At 62.0% G+C, this 16,349-nt stretch carries 16 protein-coding genes and 1 tRNA gene; 5 read left to right on the forward strand and 12 right to left on the reverse strand.

Annotation, left to right across the window (positions count from 1 at the left end; genetic code table 11):
- Positions 1–4: 4 nt before the first annotated feature.
- The 4 genes from pstA to phoR form a co-directional block, all read right to left on the reverse strand.
- Positions 5–1,324 (reverse strand): phosphate ABC transporter permease PstA, encoded by a 1,320-nt coding sequence (gene pstA, locus PMI07_RS02220; RefSeq protein ID WP_007764320.1) that lies wholly within the window; start codon positions 1,322–1,324, stop codon positions 5–7.
- Positions 1,321–2,805 carry a phosphate ABC transporter permease subunit PstC gene (pstC, locus tag PMI07_RS02225; RefSeq protein WP_007764318.1) on the reverse strand — a complete coding sequence of 495 codons (1,485 nt, stop codon included), beginning with the start codon at positions 2,803–2,805 and terminating at the stop codon, positions 1,321–1,323. The genes pstA and pstC overlap by 4 nt, the downstream gene beginning before the upstream one ends.
- A gap of 186 nt (positions 2,806–2,991) precedes the next feature.
- A complete protein-coding gene (locus tag PMI07_RS02230; protein ID WP_007764315.1) occupies positions 2,992–4,026 on the reverse strand; it encodes a substrate-binding domain-containing protein in 1,035 nt (344 codons plus the stop codon).
- Between the two features lie 194 nt (positions 4,027–4,220).
- Positions 4,221–5,468, reverse strand: coding sequence for a phosphate regulon sensor histidine kinase PhoR (phoR, locus tag PMI07_RS02235; protein ID WP_037085390.1), 1,248 nt, complete (start codon positions 5,466–5,468; stop codon positions 4,221–4,223).
- A gap of 216 nt (positions 5,469–5,684) precedes the next feature.
- Here phoR and ppk2 point away from each other — a divergent pair, with 216 nt between their 5' ends.
- On the forward strand, positions 5,685–6,566 hold the full coding sequence (gene ppk2 / locus PMI07_RS02240) for a polyphosphate kinase 2 (protein ID WP_007758758.1): 882 nt from the start codon (positions 5,685–5,687) through the stop codon (positions 6,564–6,566).
- A 3-nt stretch (positions 6,567–6,569) separates the two neighbouring features.
- On the opposite strand, the gene PMI07_RS02245 is transcribed toward ppk2, so the two are convergent.
- Positions 6,570–7,805 carry a hypothetical protein gene (locus tag PMI07_RS02245; RefSeq protein WP_024163497.1) on the reverse strand — a complete coding sequence of 412 codons (1,236 nt, stop codon included), beginning with the start codon at positions 7,803–7,805 and terminating at the stop codon, positions 6,570–6,572.
- Positions 7,806–8,053: 248 nt separating this feature from the next.
- On the opposite strand from PMI07_RS02245, the gene PMI07_RS02250 reads away from it, so the two are divergent.
- Entirely contained in the window at positions 8,054–9,010 is a 957-nt protein-coding gene (locus tag PMI07_RS02250) for a nitronate monooxygenase family protein (RefSeq protein WP_007755309.1), read from the forward strand.
- Between the two features lie 129 nt (positions 9,011–9,139).
- A tRNA-Thr gene (locus PMI07_RS02255) sits at positions 9,140–9,215 on the forward strand.
- Between the two features lie 62 nt (positions 9,216–9,277).
- Here the strand turns inward: PMI07_RS02255 and PMI07_RS02260 are convergent.
- The 6 genes from PMI07_RS02260 to PMI07_RS02285 all read right to left on the reverse strand — a co-directional run bounded on the left by PMI07_RS02260 (position 9,278) and on the right by PMI07_RS02285 (position 13,199).
- Positions 9,278–9,532 (reverse strand): DUF6074 family protein, encoded by a 255-nt coding sequence (locus PMI07_RS02260; RefSeq protein WP_007755306.1) that lies wholly within the window; start codon positions 9,530–9,532, stop codon positions 9,278–9,280.
- 180 nt (positions 9,533–9,712) lie between these two features.
- Complete coding sequence (locus tag PMI07_RS02265; protein ID WP_245277082.1) at positions 9,713–10,054, reverse strand: YciI family protein; 342 nt, start codon at positions 10,052–10,054, stop codon at positions 9,713–9,715.
- The gene (locus PMI07_RS02270) at positions 10,044–10,886 is read right to left on the reverse strand and encodes a class III extradiol dioxygenase family protein (protein ID WP_007755301.1); all 843 of its coding nucleotides are present in this window, start codon (positions 10,884–10,886) and stop codon (positions 10,044–10,046) included. The genes PMI07_RS02265 and PMI07_RS02270 overlap by 11 nt, the downstream gene beginning before the upstream one ends.
- Entirely contained in the window at positions 10,879–11,232 is a 354-nt protein-coding gene (locus tag PMI07_RS02275) for an extradiol ring-cleavage dioxygenase (protein WP_007755298.1), read from the reverse strand. The genes PMI07_RS02270 and PMI07_RS02275 overlap by 8 nt, the downstream gene beginning before the upstream one ends.
- Positions 11,229–11,936, reverse strand: a complete 708-nt coding sequence (locus PMI07_RS02280; RefSeq protein ID WP_007755295.1) for an alpha/beta hydrolase — start codon at positions 11,934–11,936, stop codon at positions 11,229–11,231. Before PMI07_RS02280 ends, PMI07_RS02275 begins: the two co-directional genes overlap by 4 nt.
- Positions 11,937–12,167: 231 nt before the next feature.
- Positions 12,168–13,199: a uroporphyrinogen decarboxylase family protein gene (locus tag PMI07_RS02285; protein ID WP_007755291.1), complete on the reverse strand. Its 1,032-nt coding sequence runs from the start codon at positions 13,197–13,199 to the stop codon at positions 12,168–12,170.
- A gap of 163 nt (positions 13,200–13,362) precedes the next feature.
- Between PMI07_RS02285 and PMI07_RS02290 the strand changes: the two genes are divergently transcribed.
- Positions 13,363–14,070, forward strand: coding sequence for a ribonuclease activity regulator RraA (locus PMI07_RS02290; protein ID WP_007755288.1), 708 nt, complete (start codon positions 13,363–13,365; stop codon positions 14,068–14,070).
- Positions 14,067–14,993, forward strand: coding sequence for a dihydrodipicolinate synthase family protein (locus PMI07_RS02295; RefSeq protein WP_007755285.1), 927 nt, complete (start codon positions 14,067–14,069; stop codon positions 14,991–14,993). The genes PMI07_RS02290 and PMI07_RS02295 overlap by 4 nt, the downstream gene beginning before the upstream one ends.
- A gap of 171 nt (positions 14,994–15,164) precedes the next feature.
- On the opposite strand, the gene PMI07_RS02300 is transcribed toward PMI07_RS02295, so the two are convergent.
- A complete protein-coding gene (locus PMI07_RS02300) occupies positions 15,165–16,271 on the reverse strand; it encodes an NAD(P)/FAD-dependent oxidoreductase (RefSeq protein WP_155956386.1) in 1,107 nt (368 codons plus the stop codon).
- Positions 16,272–16,349 lie beyond the last annotated feature (78 nt).

The raw sequence follows: 16,349 nt of genomic DNA on the forward strand, positions 1-16,349 counted from the left end.
CCTTCTACCAACGCCGCTCGAAGCGACGCCGCAAGAGAATTGCGCCAACATTCATTAGGATGAGGAACAGGAGCAGGATGATGATTGCTCCCGAGGTACGCTCGACGAACGCGCGCTCCGCTTCGTTCGCCCACATGTAGATCTGTACCGGCAGCGCCGTCGAAGGATCGAGCGGCGTCGTCGGATAGTTGGCGACGAACGCCACCATGCCGATCAAAAGCAGCGGAGCGGTTTCGCCGAGTGCGTGGGCGAGACCGATGATCGTACCAGTCAGGATGCCGGGCATGGCAAGCGGCAGGACATGGTGGAAGATCGTCTGCATCTTGGATGCGCCCAGCCCGAGGGCCGCTGCGCGGATCGAAGGCGGCACAGCCTTCAATGCTGCACGGGTCGCGATGATGATCGTCGGCAGGGTCATCAGGGTGAGCACAAGACCGCCGACCAAGGAGGCGGAACGGGGCAGGCCCATGAAATTGACGAAGACCGCCAAGCCGAGCAGACCGTAGACGATCGAGGGAACGGCCGCGAGGTTGTTGATGTTCACCTCGATCAGGTCGGTGAACTTGTTCTTCGGGGCGAATTCCTCAAGATAGATCGAGGCCGCGACGCCGATCGGCAGCGCCAGGACGAGCACGATCAGCATCATGTAGAACGAGCCGATCAGGGCGACGCCAACGCCGGCGGCTTCCGGACGGCTCGATGCGCCGTTGACGAAGATGCCGCCATTGAAGTGCTTGGCAAGCGCGCCGCTATCGGAGAGCTGCTTCATCCAGCCGAGCTGCTGGTCGTTGATCTTGCGGTTCTCCTGGCTGACGGTGAGGTCGATCTGGCCCTTGTAGGCAGAGTCGATATCGCCGGAAGCGAGCAATCTTACCGTCTGCGTCGTACCGATGATCGCCGGATTGGCGACGACCAGGTCACGCAGCTGAACACGGACGCCATCCGACAGCATCTGGCCGATCGCACGGGCAGCGACACGGTCGTCCACGCTGGCGTTGAGCAGCTTGGCGAGCGCGTTGCGGGCGACGACCGGATAGTTCGCCGTCATCAGCTTCTGCGGATTGGTGGCACGTTCGTTCTGCGGGTCGATGATCTGCTGCGAGAACTCGACCGGCATGGTGATCATGGTCTGCTGGAAGGCGGTGTAACCCTTGGATACCACCGACCAGAGGAGAAGCATCAGGAAGATGATGCCGAAGGAAAGCGCGGCGATGCCATAGGCGCGGAAGCGACGTTCGGCGGCGTAACGGCCCTTGATGCCGATATCGCGACGGATGGACTTGGCCTTGGGGATGCCGGCGGCGGGAGAAACCACATCGGTCATTCGTACTGCTCCCGGTATTTGCGCACGATATAAAGCGCGTAGATGTTGAGGCAAAGCGTGATGGCGAACAGCGTGATGCCCAGCGCGAAGGCAACCAGGGTCTGCGGCGAGGTGAACTCGAGGTCGCCCGTCAGCTGGTTGACGATCTTGACGGTCACGGTCGTCATCGGCTCGAAGGGATTGATCTGCAGGCGGGCGGCGACACCGGCCGCAAGCACGACGATCATGGTTTCGCCGACGGCGCGCGACGCGGTCATCAGAAGCGCGCCGACGATGCCAGGCAGAGCCGCCGGCAGGACAACCTTCTTGATGGTTTCCGAACGGGTGGCGCCGAGGCCGAGCGAGCCGTCACGCAGGGCACGCGGCACTGCGGTGATGATATCGTCCGACAGCGAGGAGACGTAGGGGATCAGCATGATGCCCATGACGAAACCGGCCGTCAGAACGCTCTGCGCCTGAATGAAGTTGGCATAGTCGCCGGTGACGAGGCCGTTCAGCTGCGAAGAGATATCGCGCAGGAAGGGGCCGACGGTCGTCAAGGCGAAGAAGCCGTAGACGATGGTCGGAATGCCGGCAAGCACTTCGAGCAGCGGCTTGGCGACCGAGCGGACCTGCGGCGAGGCGTATTCCGACATGTAGATTGCCGAAAAGAGGCCGATCGGAACCGCAAAGAGCATTGCGACGAAACCGATATAGAGCGTGCCGAGCAGCAGCGGAATGAGGCCGAACTGGCCTTCGGAGCCGCCAGAACCGGCCGCGGCAAAACGCGGATCCCAGACCGTGCCGAAGAAGAACTCCCAGGCCGGAACAGCCGCGAAGAAGTGAGCCGCTTCGGTGAGCATCGAGGCGACGATGCCGACCGTGGTCAGGATGGCGATCGAAGACGCAACGACGAGACTGCCCAGGATGACCTTTTCCACCCGGTTGCGGGCGCGGAAGCGCGGCGCAATCTGGCGATAGGCGGAGAATGCGCCGCCGATGGAAGCCGCCAGCACGACGATCGTCATGAGCATGCGGCTGACGAAGGTCATCGTGTTCAGATCGGCAGCGGCCTTGACCATGAAGGGCTTCGGGTCGCCGGCAAGCGGAACACCCTTGGCGCCAAGGGCGGTGCGCAGCTCGACCGGATTGTTTTCAACCCGCGCAATCTCTTCCCGAGTCAGCGCGTTCATGCCGCGGGCAATCGAGCTGATCATGCCATAGCTCAGGCCCTGCTCGGCCTGAGACTGGGCTTTCACGTCTTCGGGAAACGCACCGCGCACGGAGGAACTGATATACATCGGGCTGGCCACCAGCCAGACAAAAAGAATGACAACGGCCGGCACAATCGCCCAAACGGCGACAAAGGAGCCGTAATAACCAGGCCGCGAATGAAGTTTGGAGGAAATTCCTCCGACCAGTGCCATCGAATAGCGGGCACCGACAACGTAACCGGCTATGCCGATTATCGCCAAAATCAACAATATGAGTGATGTGTTCATCATAATCCCCCGGCGTACCGCCTTCGGCGGCAACCCATCACCGCCCAGCTCCGTTCATCGGAACCGATCGCATTCGCCGTCGCGCCTTGCGCAACACAATCGCCGCAAAACCGACGATTCCCACCGATGCAAAAAACCGGTCAGAAGAAAAACGGCGCCGCTTATGAAGCGGCGCCGGTCTTTCAATTACATGGTCTTGCCAGCGGCGAAGTCCTTGCGGACCTGCACGCGCTGTGCTTCCGGAGCAGCAACGAGGCCGTACTCGACGAGCGGCGACTCAGGGCCAACCATGTCGTCAGAGGTGAAGAACTCGACGTATTCCTTGAGGCCCGGGACCACGCCCAGGTGAGCCTTCTTGACGTAGAAGAACAGCGGGCGGGAAACCGGGTAGGTGCCGTCAGCGATGGTGGCCGAGGTCGGCTTGATGCCGCGCATGGTGGCGACCTTCAGCTTGTCGGCGTTGTTTTCGTAGAAAGCCAGACCGAATACGCCGACGCCGGTCTTGTTGGCAGCGATGCGAGCGAGCGTCTCGGTGTAGTCGCCGTCGATGTCGACAGCAACGCCGTCCTTGCGAACGGCAACGCAAGCCTTGGCCTGGGCAGCCTTGTCAGCGATAGCGGCAGCGATCACTTCCTTGGCGCCAGCATCCTTGCAGCCTGCGTCGAGAACGTTCAGTTCGAACACTTCGCGGGTGCCGTGCTTTTCGCCCGGGATGTAGGCAGCGATCGGGCCCTTCGGAAGGGTCGGGTTGATGTCCGACCAGTTCGTGTAGGGGTTGGCGACGAGCTTGCCGTCAACAACAACCTGAGCAGCGAGAGCCTTGTAGAGGTCCTTCGGCTCGAGCTTCATGTCGCCGTTGCTGCTGGCAGTCGCGAAAACGATACCGTCGTAACCGATGCGGATTTCCTGGATGTCGGTGACGCCGGCCGCCTTGCAGGCTTCGGCTTCAGACTTGTTGATCGGGCGGGAAGCGTTTGCAATGTCGATCGTAGCTTCGCCAACGCCCTTGCAGAATTCCTTGAGGCCAGCGCCGGTGCCGCCGGACTCAACGACCGGGGTCTTGAACTTCGGGAAGGCTTCACCGAAAGATTCGGCAACGATCTTCGCATAGGGAAGAACGGTGGAGGATCCGGCAACCTGGACCTGGTCGCGTGCGGCGGCAGCGCCGGCAAACGCAACGGAGGCCACCAGGGCAGCTGCTGAAAGTTTGAGGATGTTCATGAGGAATCTCCCGTCATGGGCTTGTGTGAATGCGGACGGCGCTGGCTCTCGCTCTCGCCAACGCTCGGCCCGCTTGTCTTAGCCGCCTTAGCCTCTCTCTTTTATGTCAATTCGATGAAACATTTGTGACATATCAAGCCATTGATATATAATCAAAAATCTCATGCACAGCTTTGCAATGAGAGGGCTTTATGTCAAAATCTGACGGTGAACTCACTTCCCTTGCCGACTTCCGACTTCACGATCAGACGCGCTCTGTGGCGGGTGAGGATGTGCTTGACAATTGCAAGGCCGAGACCCGTCCCCTTCTTGGAACGACTGTCGGCCACGCTGACACGGTAAAAGCGCTCGGTCAGCCGCGGAACGTGCTCGGCCGGAATGCCCGGCCCCTGGTCGACGACCGTGACTTCGACCGGATCGGACGGGCCGTTCCTGAGATAGACATCCACGACCTTGCCTTCCTGGCCGTATTTGCAGGCGTTCTCGATCAGGTTTTCGAAAACCTGAACAAGCTCGTCGCGATCGCCCAGCACTTCCACCTTACCTTCGGGCAGATGCGTGCGGATCTCCACCCCGAGGTCGTCGGCGAGCGGCACCAGCGCATCCCGCACATGGCCGATCAGCGGCTTCAGGTCGATCGTCTGGTCCGGAGCGATATGGGATTTGAGCTCCAGGCGCGACAGCGACATGAGGTCGTCGACAAGACGGCTCATGCGCGTCGCCTGGTCGAACATGATCGCCAGGAACCGTTCATGCGCGGCAGGATCGGAGCGCGCCGGTCCCTGCAGGGTCTCGATGAACCCTCTCAGCGACGCAAGCGGGGTGCGCAACTCATGGCTGGCATTGGCCACGAAATCCGAGCGCATCCGGTCGATGCGGCGTAGTTCCGAAATGTCCCGGAAGGACAGAAGATAAAGTTTTTGCGGCGCCTCTTCCGAGCGATGCGGCGCCGCCTGGCCGAGATCGATGGGAGCGATGCGCAGGGTATAGACGCGCTCGGAGGGCAGCCGCTCGGAATGCTCGATCTGGTTCGGCTCGTCGGTGGCGATTGTCTCGCGCACCATGTCGAGAATGCCCGGCGAACGCAGCCGTGCCGAAAGATGCGATCCGACAGGCATGGTGCCGAAAGCTCTTTCGGCCGCCTTGTTCTGGAAGAGAACCGTGATGTCCTGGCCCAGAACGAAAGCCGGGATCTCCAGCGCACCGAGCGTCGCCGCCACCTGAGGCAACGGCTGGAAGCCCGGCTCCTCGTCCTCAACAACCTCCGGAGCGGGCGCCGGAAGGACGGCAGGCTTGCGCCCGACGACGACCAGAACCAGGAGCAGCCAGCCCACCAGCACACCCACCCAATCCATTCCGATCAGAAACGCGATCACGGCCAGAAGGGTCAGAAGCAGCAACAGAGGTCGTTCCTGGCGGGCTCTCGCAGCGAGCGTACCCAGACCCCGACGCCATTTCTCCAGTACCGACTCCACAGATCCCACTCGCAGCTTTCACAGGTTGAACACGCGCTCATATATCCCTTGCATGACAGATATACATCGCTTCCGATGGGGTATCGCAAAAATAGGCGCTAGCCACATAGTAGCGGAATTTCGAACCTGCGTTACATATCGGATACCGCCCAGCGCGGCGGATTGATCAGAGGAAGCACCATCATGGCGGATGAAACCGAAAGCCGGGCAGTCACTATCGACATCAACGGCAAGCTCAAGCGGTTCGATATCGACGACCCGGAACTGCCGGGCTGGATCGAGGAACACGCGCTCGGCTCAGGCGGATATCCCCACGACGACAAGCTGGACAAGGACAAATACGCAAAACAGCTCGAAAAGCTGCAGGTCGAGCTCGTCAAGGTGCAGTTCTGGCTGAAAGCGACCGGCAAGCGGATGATGGCCCTCTTTGAGGGGCGCGACGCGGCCGGCAAGGGCGGGACGATCTTTTCGATCAACGCCTATCTCAACCCGCGTTCGGCGCGTGTGGTGGCCCTCAACAAGCCGACTGAGACAGAAGCCGGGCAATGGTATTTCCAGCGCTACATCTCGCATTTCCCGACATCCGGGGAGATCGTGCTCTTCGACCGCTCCTGGTACAACCGCGCCGGGGTCGAACCCGTGATGGGGTTCTGCACGCCGGAGCAATACAAGGATTTCATGAAGGCGGTTCCGCGGTTCGAGGACACGATCTCCGACGAAGGCATCATCTTCTTCAAGTTCTGGCTGGATATCGGCCGCGAGATGCAGCTCAAGCGTTTCCACGACCGGCGGCATGATCCGCTCAAGATCTGGAAACTGTCGCCGATGGATATTGCCGCGTTCAACAAGTGGGACGACTACACCGAGAAGCGCGACGCGATGCTGGAAAAGACCCACAACAAGGAGACGCCGTGGGTTGTCGTTCGGGCCAACGACAAGCGCCGCGCCCGCCTCAACGTCATCCGCCATATCCTGCTGTCGCTGGACTACGAGGGGAAGGACAAGGACGCCATCGGCGAAATCGACGACAAGATCTTCGGTTTCGGCCCGAAATTCCTGAAATAGAACTCATTGACCGGGCAGGATGCGAACCGAATAGAGCAGCACTGCCCGGTCGGCACCGTCGATGCCGCTGTTGAAGACCAGGCGGCCTGGCCGGTTGGGGGCGAGCGACCGTTCGAAGGTCACCCGGAAGAGCGCTTCCAGCTTCTCCTGCGTTGCCGTAAAGCGATGACGGCTGCAGCTGCCGAGACTTCCGAAATCGCAGCGCACCGACAGCTGCACCGAATTGTTCTGCCCCGACTGCAGGGTCAGCGCCACCGTCGAGCTCTTGCCGGCCATTTCGCGGAGCACTTCCGGCGGCACGTCGACCGAAACATCGCCGCCCTCGCCTGACGTCGCCGATACGATACGGACGGCCTGTCCTTCCGAGGCAGCGACCGCCTCGACTTTCGCCTGGCCCCCGGCTTTCATTTCCGCCGCCTTGGAGGGCACGAAGATCTCCACCCATTCATCCGAGAAACCGCGGCGCGGATCGAAGGCGACGGGGGCTCCCGCTCCCTGGCCGGCGACCGAGCGGTCGGCCGACTTCATCGCTTCCTCGATGATCGACTGCACCAGACCTGATTGGTAGAACCACCAGCAGGCGCCACCGACCACGCCAAGGGTGATGATCCAGGTGAGCAGATGCGACAGGAAACCGCGACGCTTGCGCGGCTTGGCAGCGCGCTCCGGGGGGACGTCCAGTCCGCTATCGGATGACGGCCGGGCGCCCTTGTTCGTCTTGCCCGGCTTTGCCGCCTTTGCCTGAGGCGCCGGTTCGAATTGCTGGGCTTCGATCCGCTCGCCGCGCGCGGGGCTGACGCTGCCGAGATCTCCGGAAGACATCGCCGCAGCAGCAGCCGGAGCGTTGGAGCGCGTCTCGCCTGGAACAGTATCGATGGGCGGCGCTACAGGCGGCGGCGAAGCCGACCGTTGCGGCATTTCCGGCCGAGGGCGAGCCTCCATGACCGGAGACTCCACGGCCATGGATTCTGCGGCGTATGGCAGCTCCGAGTCGAGCTCAACGGCGGGTTCCGGCCCCGGTTCGGCCAGCCGCTGCACCTCCGCCATCTCGATCTCGTGGATCTTCCGCTCCAGGAGTTCATGCTGCTGCATGATGATCAGCCGATCGCTGACGCCCTGCTTGCGAAGGCCGGCGTCCAGCGCCTGGCGCGCCGACTGATAAATACGTGCCCTGATCTCCCGGTCCGCCCGGTTCGAGCGATCCAGTGCGTTCCTGATGGCCGTTTCCAAACCGCTCACTGCCGGTCCTTCTTCATACTCATTCCCACTGCGCGGAAGTTTACGTTTCGGTAACCTCTCCGCTGCGGAACTGCAAGCACCGCCTTCGCCTGCACCATGGCCAAAAATAAGGACAGGATATGTCCGCAGCCTTTGCCGGGCGCCGCGAAGTTCCGCTGCGAAAATCTTTCCACCGGCTTTTCGCGGCTCCTGCTATCTGGTAGACGAATTTACGTTTGCGTAAAGGTCAATCGGGAGGTTTTTGATCCATGCTTCCAGCAGTCCTCAAGGACAGGCTCCGCCTGCCCGTGGTCGCATCGCCGCTGTTCATCATTTCCCATCCGGAACTGACGCTGGCGCAATGCAAGGCCGGCGTCGTCGGTGCCTTCCCCGCTCTCAATGCGCGGCCGGAAAGCCAGCTCGACGAATGGCTGGCGATGATCACCGAGGATCTCGCCGCCTATGATGCCGCCAACCCGGACAGGCCCGCCGCGCCCTTTGCCGTCAACCAGATCGTCCATACCTCCAACAAGCGGCTGGAGCACGACCTGATGATGTGCGTGAAGTATAAAGTGCCGATCGTCATCTCCTCGCTCGGGGCGGTGCCGGAGGTGAATGCCGCCGTGCATTCCTATGGCGGCATCGTGCTGCACGACATCATCAACAACCGCCATGCCAATTCGGCGATCCGCAAGGGCGCCGACGGGCTGATCGCCGTCGCCGCCGGGGCCGGCGGGCATGCCGGGACGCTTTCGCCCTTCGCGCTGGTGCAGGAAATCCGCGAGTGGTTCGACGGGCCGCTGCTGCTTGCCGGCGCGATCGCCACCGGGGGCGGCATCCTTGCGGCTCAGGCCATGGGCGCCGACATGGCCTATATCGGCTCGCCCTTCATCGCGACAAAGGAGGCGCGCGCCGTCGACGGTTACAAGCAGATGATCGTCGATTCGAACGCCGCCGACGTCGTCTACTCCAACTATTTCACCGGCATTCACGGCAACTATCTCAAGGGCTCGATCACCGCCACCGGCATGGACCCGGATGCGCTTCCGGTCGCCGATCCGTCCAAGATGGATTTCGACCAGGCGGTCAGCGGGCCAAAGGCCTGGAAGGAGATCTGGGGGGCGGGCCAGGGTGTCGGCGCCGTCAAGGCGGTGGTTCCGGTCGCAGAGCTCGTCGACCGGCTGGAAAGCGAATATCGGGCGGCCCGCGAGCGCCTCGCGATTTGAACTAACAGGCGGATAATAACCGTCTTTTGAGGAAAATCGTCGAGAAGCCCAAAAGCCGGCTTGAAATCGCAGGTCATTGCCTGTATCAGCCGCATCACTCGCAGCCCGGCTCGGCCGTTCGCTGCCCGTGCCGCTTTAGCTCAGGTGGTAGAGCACATCATTCGTAATGATGGGGTCGCAGGTTCGAGTCCTGCAAGCGGCACCACTTATCATCCGCATTTGGACAGACCGCGCCGCCGACATTCGCTGGGTCAGCGCAGGAGCGGATCAACCTGCGGCCAGGTTCGTCCCGTCGTCAATGCAAATGCCTTGCAGCTGCATCTGGACTGCATGCATGAACAGGCCTGCCTGACGGGAAATTTCCTCGTCTGCAACGCCCTGGGCTCTGAGAGCCTGCGCAAAGCCAGCCATCTCCGATCGCCAGAAACGGTTTGCTTCTTCGCCGTGAAGCCGCAGAAGCGCCTCGGCGCAGCGTTTAACGTCAGCGGCGCGCCGATCGGCCGGGAATTGCAGCAGTGTCATGTAGTCTCCGCACTGTCGGGCGAATCGCCCGGGAATTGCAACACATTGGCTGCCAGTCCTTCACAAAGACTGAACGGCTGCGGCAATCTTCCCGTGCGTTGAGCCAAACGACAAAAGGCGACGCGATCCTGACGTGGATGGCGCCGCCTTTTCCAATCTGCCGTTTCGTTGGAAACAGCGCTACTTGTTCTTCCGCGGGCTCATCGGATCGCTGATCCGGGCTGCCTGGAACGTGTCCGGCAGTTGTGTCAGTTCGATCGCCGCGACAATGCCGGCGCGATTGAAGGGATCGCCTTCGGCAAAGGCCTGCGCCTCCTCGAGGCTCGCAGCCTCGAGGATACCGAAATTGCCGATCGACGAGCCGCCGTCATCGACGAGGGCGGAGCCGATCAGGACCGCAGCAAGGCCTTCTCCGCCCGACTGGACCCAGGCCCGATGGGACGGGCGGTGGGTATCGCGGGCGGCGTCCTGGCCCTTATGGTGCAGGCAGCGCATCAGGAAGAACATCGGATCAGGCCGCATTTTCCAGCACGACCATGCCGGCGCCGGTCATCGAGGCAGGAGCGTGGTAGTGCTTGTGGATGAGGTTGACGTCGCTGTTCATCGCGGCGCGCATGACGAGCCACATGATCAGCTCGGCGCCTTCGGAGCCGAACTGCTCGACATAATCCTCGCGGCTCATGGCGCGATAGGGTTCCGGATTGCTGGCGATGCCGTCAAGCCAGGCGCGGTCGGCGGCCTGGTTGATGAAACCGGCGCGAGCGCCCTGCAACTGGTGCGACAGGCCGCCGGTGCCGAGAATGACGACGCGTTCGTCGCCCGGCCAGCTTTCGATCGCTTCGCGCAGGACCTTGCCCATTTCCCAGCAGCGCTGTGGAGTCGGGATCGGATATTGAATGGTGTTGACCCAGATCGGCAGAACCTTCACCGGCCAGGCTTCCGGCCGGCCGAAGAAAAGCTCCATCGGCACCTGCAGGCCGTGATCCACCTCGATCTCGCGGCAGACCATCGGGTCGAAATGACGCTCGACCAGCTTGTCGACGAAATGCCAGGAGAAATCCACCGCCCCTTCGAATGCCGGGATGGCGCGCGGCCCCCAGCCTTCATCGACCGGATTGTAAGTTTCGGCGACGCCGACGGCAAAAGTCGGCACGCGGTCGAGGAAGAAGGTATTGCCGTGATCGTTGAAGACGACGACGGCGATATCGGGCTTGGCGTCCCGCATCCATTGCTTGCCGACTTCATAACCGTCGAAGAACGGCTTCCAGTCCGGCGTGTCGCGCAGACCCTTGTCGAGCGCAGCACCAATCGAGGGAACGTGGCTCGTTCCGAGCCCACCGATGATCTTAGCCATTGCGCTTTTTCCCCAATCTCAGATGCAGGAAGTCTTCGTGTTCCATGCTGGCCTGGGCCGCACCGATCCTGGTGATCGGGGTCGGATCGACAGCCGAGATCTTCAGGATGAAGAAAAGGTTGCCGCCGAGGCGCACCATCTCGTGCCAGTCACGGGCCATGACCGCCGACTTTTCGTGGGCGCTCAGGCCAAAACTGTCGAGATAGGCTTCCTCGTCGGCCTTGAACGCTGCGCGGTTGGCGGGCTGGCCAAGCGCCATCGCCATCTTGTTGATCCGGTAGCCGCGGATCGAGCCCGCCCGGTCGAAGAGCGGGGTATCCGGTATCATGGCTGCTGCTTCACTCATAGGGATTCTCCAAATCTGCGCGCCAGCCATTCGGTGATGGCGGCGGTCGTTTCCACAGGCCGTTCGACGGGAGCGAAATGCCCGGCATTTTCGATGATGACGAGTTCGGTATCCGGCGCGGCGTCGGCGATTTCCTGGTGCTGTGCGATCGGGCTCCAGCCATCCTGGCGAGCGGCGACAAGCAGGATCGGACAGGTAAGATCGGCGATATAGGCGTTGGCATCCGGGCGGCCGATCAGGGCGTGAATGTGGCGCTCATGAACCTGCGAACCTGCCCTGAGAACCATGGCGTGGAGGCGTCCGATCAGGTCCTGGTCACCCACCCGGGCCGGGTCGACCATCGGCGGCAGCCATTGCTGCGCCAGTTCCTCGATGCTGCGGTTGCCGAGATCGATCATCTGCTGACGTTTGATCTCCTCGCCTTCGCGCTTGGGATGATGACCGGTATTCGCCAGCACGAGACCGCGAACCCGATCCGGCGCGATATGCGCCATTTCCATGGCGACGCGGCCGCCCATCGAGTGGCCTACAGCGACGATGTCGCCAGCCGTCTCGTCGACAAGCGTTCGAGCCATACCGGTGATCGATGTGCCGTCGAAGAGATCCGCGTGATGAACTGGCATGAAGCCAGACGCCGCTTCGGCCAAGGGCGCCCAGACGATCGCGTCCGATACAAGCCCGGGTATAAGAACAAGGGTCGTCATGATCTTCCTATCGAGGAGTTCATCGGCCCATCCCGCCTGAAAATCCTCCACCCAATGTATACATCAATTTTAATTAGGATACAATAGGCGCACATTTAAGCGTATAATGGCACTATTTTGTGAATTTGGGATGCAAACTTATAAATCACGTGTACGCGACAGCGAAAATCACAAAACAAAAAGGGCGATTGCCGTGGCAATCGCCCTTTTATCCAGGCCGTCGAATAGAAATCAGACGGCTTCGCCGAATTCCCGACGCATGATCTTGGCGCCCTCGACCATCGCCTTCATCTTGCCGAAGGCGACGTCGCGTGGCAGGTATTTCATACCGCAATCGGGCGCCACGATGATGTTCTTCGCTTCGACATAAGGCAACGCCCGGCGGATACGGTTGGCGACGGTCTCCGGGGTCTCGATATTCATGTCCGACAGGTCGATGACGCCGAGCATCAGCGTCTTGCCGGAAAGGCCTGTCAGCGTCGAGCAGTCGAGGTTCGACTGCGCGGTTTCGAGCGATACCTGATGACAGGAGCAGCCGGAGAGCTGGTTGAGGAACGAATACCCGGTCGGGCGCTCGTGGATGATCGCCGCATAACCGAAGCAGATGTGGACGGCGGTCGTGCCCTTGACGCCGTCAAGCGCGCGGTTGAGCGCAGCCAGGCCGTATTGCTCGGCCTTCTGCGGGCGGGCCTGCATATAAGGCTCGTCGATCTGCACCACGTCGGCACCGGCGGCGAAGAGATCGCGGATTTCGGCGTTCACCGCATCGGCGTAATCGTAGGCCGCTTCCTCTTCCGACTTGTAGAAGTCGTTCTGGGCCTGCTGCGACATGGTGAATGGGCCGGGAACCGTGATCTTGATCTTGCGGTCCGTGTGGCTGCGCAGGAATTTCACGTCCTCGGCCTCGACCGCATGCTTGCGGCGGATCTTGCCGGTAATGCGCGGCACGGGATTCGGATGGCCGGAACGATCGAGCGCCGAGCCCGGATTGTCGAGATCGACGCCTTCGAGCGCAGTCGCAAAGCGGTTGGAATAACTCTCGCGGCGGATTTCGCCATCGGTGATGATGTCTAGGCCGGCCTCCTCCTGCGCCTTGATCGCCATGATCGTCGCGTCATTCTGCGCCTCGGCGAGATATTCCTGGGGGATGCGCCAGAGTTCCCTGGCGCGGACGCGCGGTGGGAAACGGCCCGCAAGCTTGGCGCGGTCGATCAGCCATTCAGGCTGCGGATAACTGCCGACAAGTGTCGTTGGAAAAAGCAATGTCTCATCCTCCCATGTGCCATTGTTGAAAGCCGTTATACTCCAACGGATCGTGGTCGTGTCAATGACGATGGGTCCGTTAGTTTCCTTGACGAACGGAAAGCTGCGAACGAATATCGCGCGCCGCCTGCCAAGGCGGCCTTTTAAATTCCAAGGAGAATTCATGCCGCTGGACCCCAAGATCATCGAGACGCTGAAAGGCGTCTCCACCGCCACGCTGACCACGGTGCTTTTGAAGAAGGGCCTGCGCAATGTCTGGATGCGCGGCACGAAGCCGCTGAGACCGGGCCAGGGCCGCGTCGTCGGGCCGGCCTTCACGCTGCGTTTCGTCCCCGCCCGCGAGGATCTCGCGACGCCGGAAAGCTGGGCCTCGCCGATCTCCACCCGCGCGGCGATCGAGGCGATGCCGGAAGGTTGCGTTGCGGTCGCGGATGCGCTCGGCGTTACCGATGCCGGCATTTTCGGTGACATTCTCTGCTCCCGCATGGCCAAGCGCGGCGTGGCGGGGCTTGTGACCGACGGTGTGATGCGTGACGCCGAAGGCGTGCTCGGCAGCGGCATGAAGGTCTGGTGCGACGGCATCGCCGCCCCGCCTTCCGTCGCCGGCCTCACTTTTGTCGGCTGGCAGGAGCCGATCTCCTGCGGCGGTGTCGCCGTTTTCCCGGACGATATCGTCGTGGTGGACGAGGACGGCGCGGTGCTGATCCCGGCCAAGCTGCTCGATGCAGTCGTCGCCGAAGCGCCCGAGCAGGAACGCATGGAAGGCTGGATCATGACCGAAGTGGACCGGGGCGTGCCGCTGCCCGGCCTCTACCCCATGAATGCAGAAACGAAAGCCCGCTACCAGGCCTGGAAGGACGCACAACAATGACGTTCGGAATCGAATCCAAAGGCGTCTACGCCATCGCCACCACGCCGTTCTTCGAAGACGGATCGATCGATTTTGCCTCGATCGATCGGCTGACGGATTTTTATGAGCAGAGCGGCTGCACCGGTATCACCATTCTCGGGATCATGGGCGAAGCGCCGAAGATGGAGCCGGACGAAAGCCGCGCCATCATCAAGCGCGTCGTCTCGCGGGCGAAGGTGCCGATCATCGTCGGCGTCTCGGCGCCCGGCTTTGCCGGGATGCGCTCGCTCGCCCGCGACGCGATGGACATGGGGGCCGCGGGCGTGATGATCGCGCCTACGCCGGCGCTGCGCACCGACGACCAGATCGTCAACTATTTCGCCGGCGCCGTCGAAGCGGTCGGCGAGGATGTGTCTTGGGTGCTGCAGGATTATCCGCTGACGCTCACTGTGGTGATGTCGCCGGGCGTGATCGCCAGGATCATCACCAACCACCCGTCCTGCCTGATGCTGAAGCACGAGGACTGGCCGGGGCTTGAAAAGGTCTCGAAGCTGCGGGCCATGCAGAAGGCCGGCGAACTGCGCCCCTTCTCTATCCTCTGCGGCAATGGGGGTCTGTTCCTCGATTTCGAACCGGAACGCGGTGCGGACGGCGCGATGACCGGTTACGGCTTCCCGGACATGCTGACGGAACTGGTCAACCTCTTCGCCGCTGGCAAGCGCGACGAGGCGCATGACCTGTTCGACGCGCATCTGCCGCTGATCCGCTACGAGCAGCAGGCCGGAGTGGGTCTGGCCATCCGCAAGCACGTGCTGAAACGGCGCGGCGTCATCACGTCGGATGCGCAGCGCAAGCCGGCGCAGATGCTGAGCCCCGCCGCCAAGGCGGAAGTTGACTATCTGCTCACCCGTCTCGCCAAACACGACAGGCGCGCCGCATTCTGAGAAACCCTCATCAGTGAGGTCGATCCAGTGGCTCCCCTCACCCCGCCTCCGCTTTGCTCGGCGACCCTCTCCCCGCTGGGGAGAGGAGGAACGGAGCCGGCGCGGCATACCTCTTCTCCCCATCGGAGAGAAGGTGCCGGCAGGCGGATGAGGGGGTTTCCGACTCCGGCCTCAACCCAAGCTCAAGCTTTTAACCCTCTCCGCGATTGCCATGGACGAGGTCAAGCCAGGGCTTTCGATGCCATAAAGCGCGGCATAGGCCGGGTGGCCGGTCGTTTCGGGCCCCTGAATAACGAAGTCGCCACCCCCTCCCCCATTCGGACCGACGACTTTCGGCCGCATGCCCGAATAGGCCGGCTGCAGGGCGCCGTCCGGCAGGTCCGGCCAATAACGGCGGATGGCTCCGTAAAACTTGTCGGCGCGATGCGGGTCGACATCATAGTCGATCGTCTCCACCCATTCGACATCCGGGCCGAAACGAGCCTGACCGGCGAGATCGAGTGTCAGGTGAACGCCAAGCCCACCGGTCTCCGGCACCGGGTAGATCAGCCGCTCTGCCGGCGCGCGGCCGGCCAGAGAAAAATAACAGCCTTTCGCATAGTGACGCTGGGGCACTGTTTTCCGGTCGAGACCGATCATGCCCTCGGAGATCGTCCAGGCACTCAACCCGGCAGCATTCACCACCAGTTTCGCCTCGATCTCCACGGGATCGCGACCGCCGATCGAAAGCCGCAGGGCATTGGCCAGAAGCTCGCCACCAAGGACGGGCGAATTCAGCACGACGCTGCCGCCATGGGCTTCGATGTCGGCAATATAGGCTTCCATCAGCCGATGGCTGTCGATGATGCCGGTCGAAGGGGAGACAAGCGCGGCAAAACCGGTGATGTGAGGCTCGAGGCAGGCAAGTTCGGCGCTGTCGATCAGCCGACAATCGTCGACACCGTTGGCTTCCGCCTGCTTCAGCAGTTTTTCGAGATAGGCGACTTCGGCCTCGTTCGAGGCGACGACCAGTTTGCCGCATCTTTTGTACGGGACGTGGCGATCGCGGCAGTAGTCGTAAAGCTTCCGTTTGCCGGAAACGCAGAGTTCCGCCTTGAGGCTGCGGGTCGGGTAATAAAGCCCGGCATGGATGACCTCGCTGTTGCGGGAAGACGTGATGCTGCCGGTCATCGGCTCGGCTTCGAGAACCACGACGTCGCGGCCAGCCATCGCCAGTTCGCGGGCGACCGCAAGCCCTACCACGCCGCCGCCGATGACGACGCAGTCGAGCGCAAGCACCTCACTCATGACATTCTCCGCACTTTGGCCTTCCGGATGACAGGCGGGATGATATACGAGAAATCCATCGCGGCTAGC

Origin of the sequence: Rhizobium sp. CF080 (assembly GCF_000282095.2) — a bacterium.
GTDB lineage: Bacteria > Pseudomonadota > Alphaproteobacteria > Rhizobiales > Rhizobiaceae > Neorhizobium.

What these genes read in the sequence shown, in the direction of transcription:
- ppk2 (WP_007758758.1), top strand. Translation starts at nt 5,685, where the DNA reads ATGGCGGATGAAACCGAAAGCCGGGCAGTCACTATCGACATCAACGGC.
- PMI07_RS02295 (WP_007755285.1), top strand. Translation starts at nt 14,067, where the DNA reads ATGACGTTCGGAATCGAATCCAAAGGCGTCTACGCCATCGCCACCACG.
- PMI07_RS02270 (WP_007755301.1), bottom strand. Translation starts at nt 10,886, where the DNA reads ATGGCTAAGATCATCGGTGGGCTCGGAACGAGCCACGTTCCCTCGATT.
- PMI07_RS02230 (WP_007764315.1), bottom strand. Translation starts at nt 4,026, where the DNA reads ATGAACATCCTCAAACTTTCAGCAGCTGCCCTGGTGGCCTCCGTTGCG.
- PMI07_RS02290 (WP_007755288.1), top strand. Translation starts at nt 13,363, where the DNA reads ATGCCGCTGGACCCCAAGATCATCGAGACGCTGAAAGGCGTCTCCACC.
- pstA (WP_007764320.1), bottom strand. Translation starts at nt 1,324, where the DNA reads ATGACCGATGTGGTTTCTCCCGCCGCCGGCATCCCCAAGGCCAAGTCC.
- PMI07_RS02280 (WP_007755295.1), bottom strand. Translation starts at nt 11,936, where the DNA reads ATGACGACCCTTGTTCTTATACCCGGGCTTGTATCGGACGCGATCGTC.
- PMI07_RS02275 (WP_007755298.1), bottom strand. Translation starts at nt 11,232, where the DNA reads ATGAGTGAAGCAGCAGCCATGATACCGGATACCCCGCTCTTCGACCGG.
- pstC (WP_007764318.1), bottom strand. Translation starts at nt 2,805, where the DNA reads ATGAACACATCACTCATATTGTTGATTTTGGCGATAATCGGCATAGCC.
- PMI07_RS02265 (WP_245277082.1), bottom strand. Translation starts at nt 10,054, where the DNA reads ATGCGGCCTGATCCGATGTTCTTCCTGATGCGCTGCCTGCACCATAAG.
- PMI07_RS02260 (WP_007755306.1), bottom strand. Translation starts at nt 9,532, where the DNA reads ATGACACTGCTGCAATTCCCGGCCGATCGGCGCGCCGCTGACGTTAAA.
- PMI07_RS02250 (WP_007755309.1), top strand. Translation starts at nt 8,054, where the DNA reads ATGCTTCCAGCAGTCCTCAAGGACAGGCTCCGCCTGCCCGTGGTCGCA.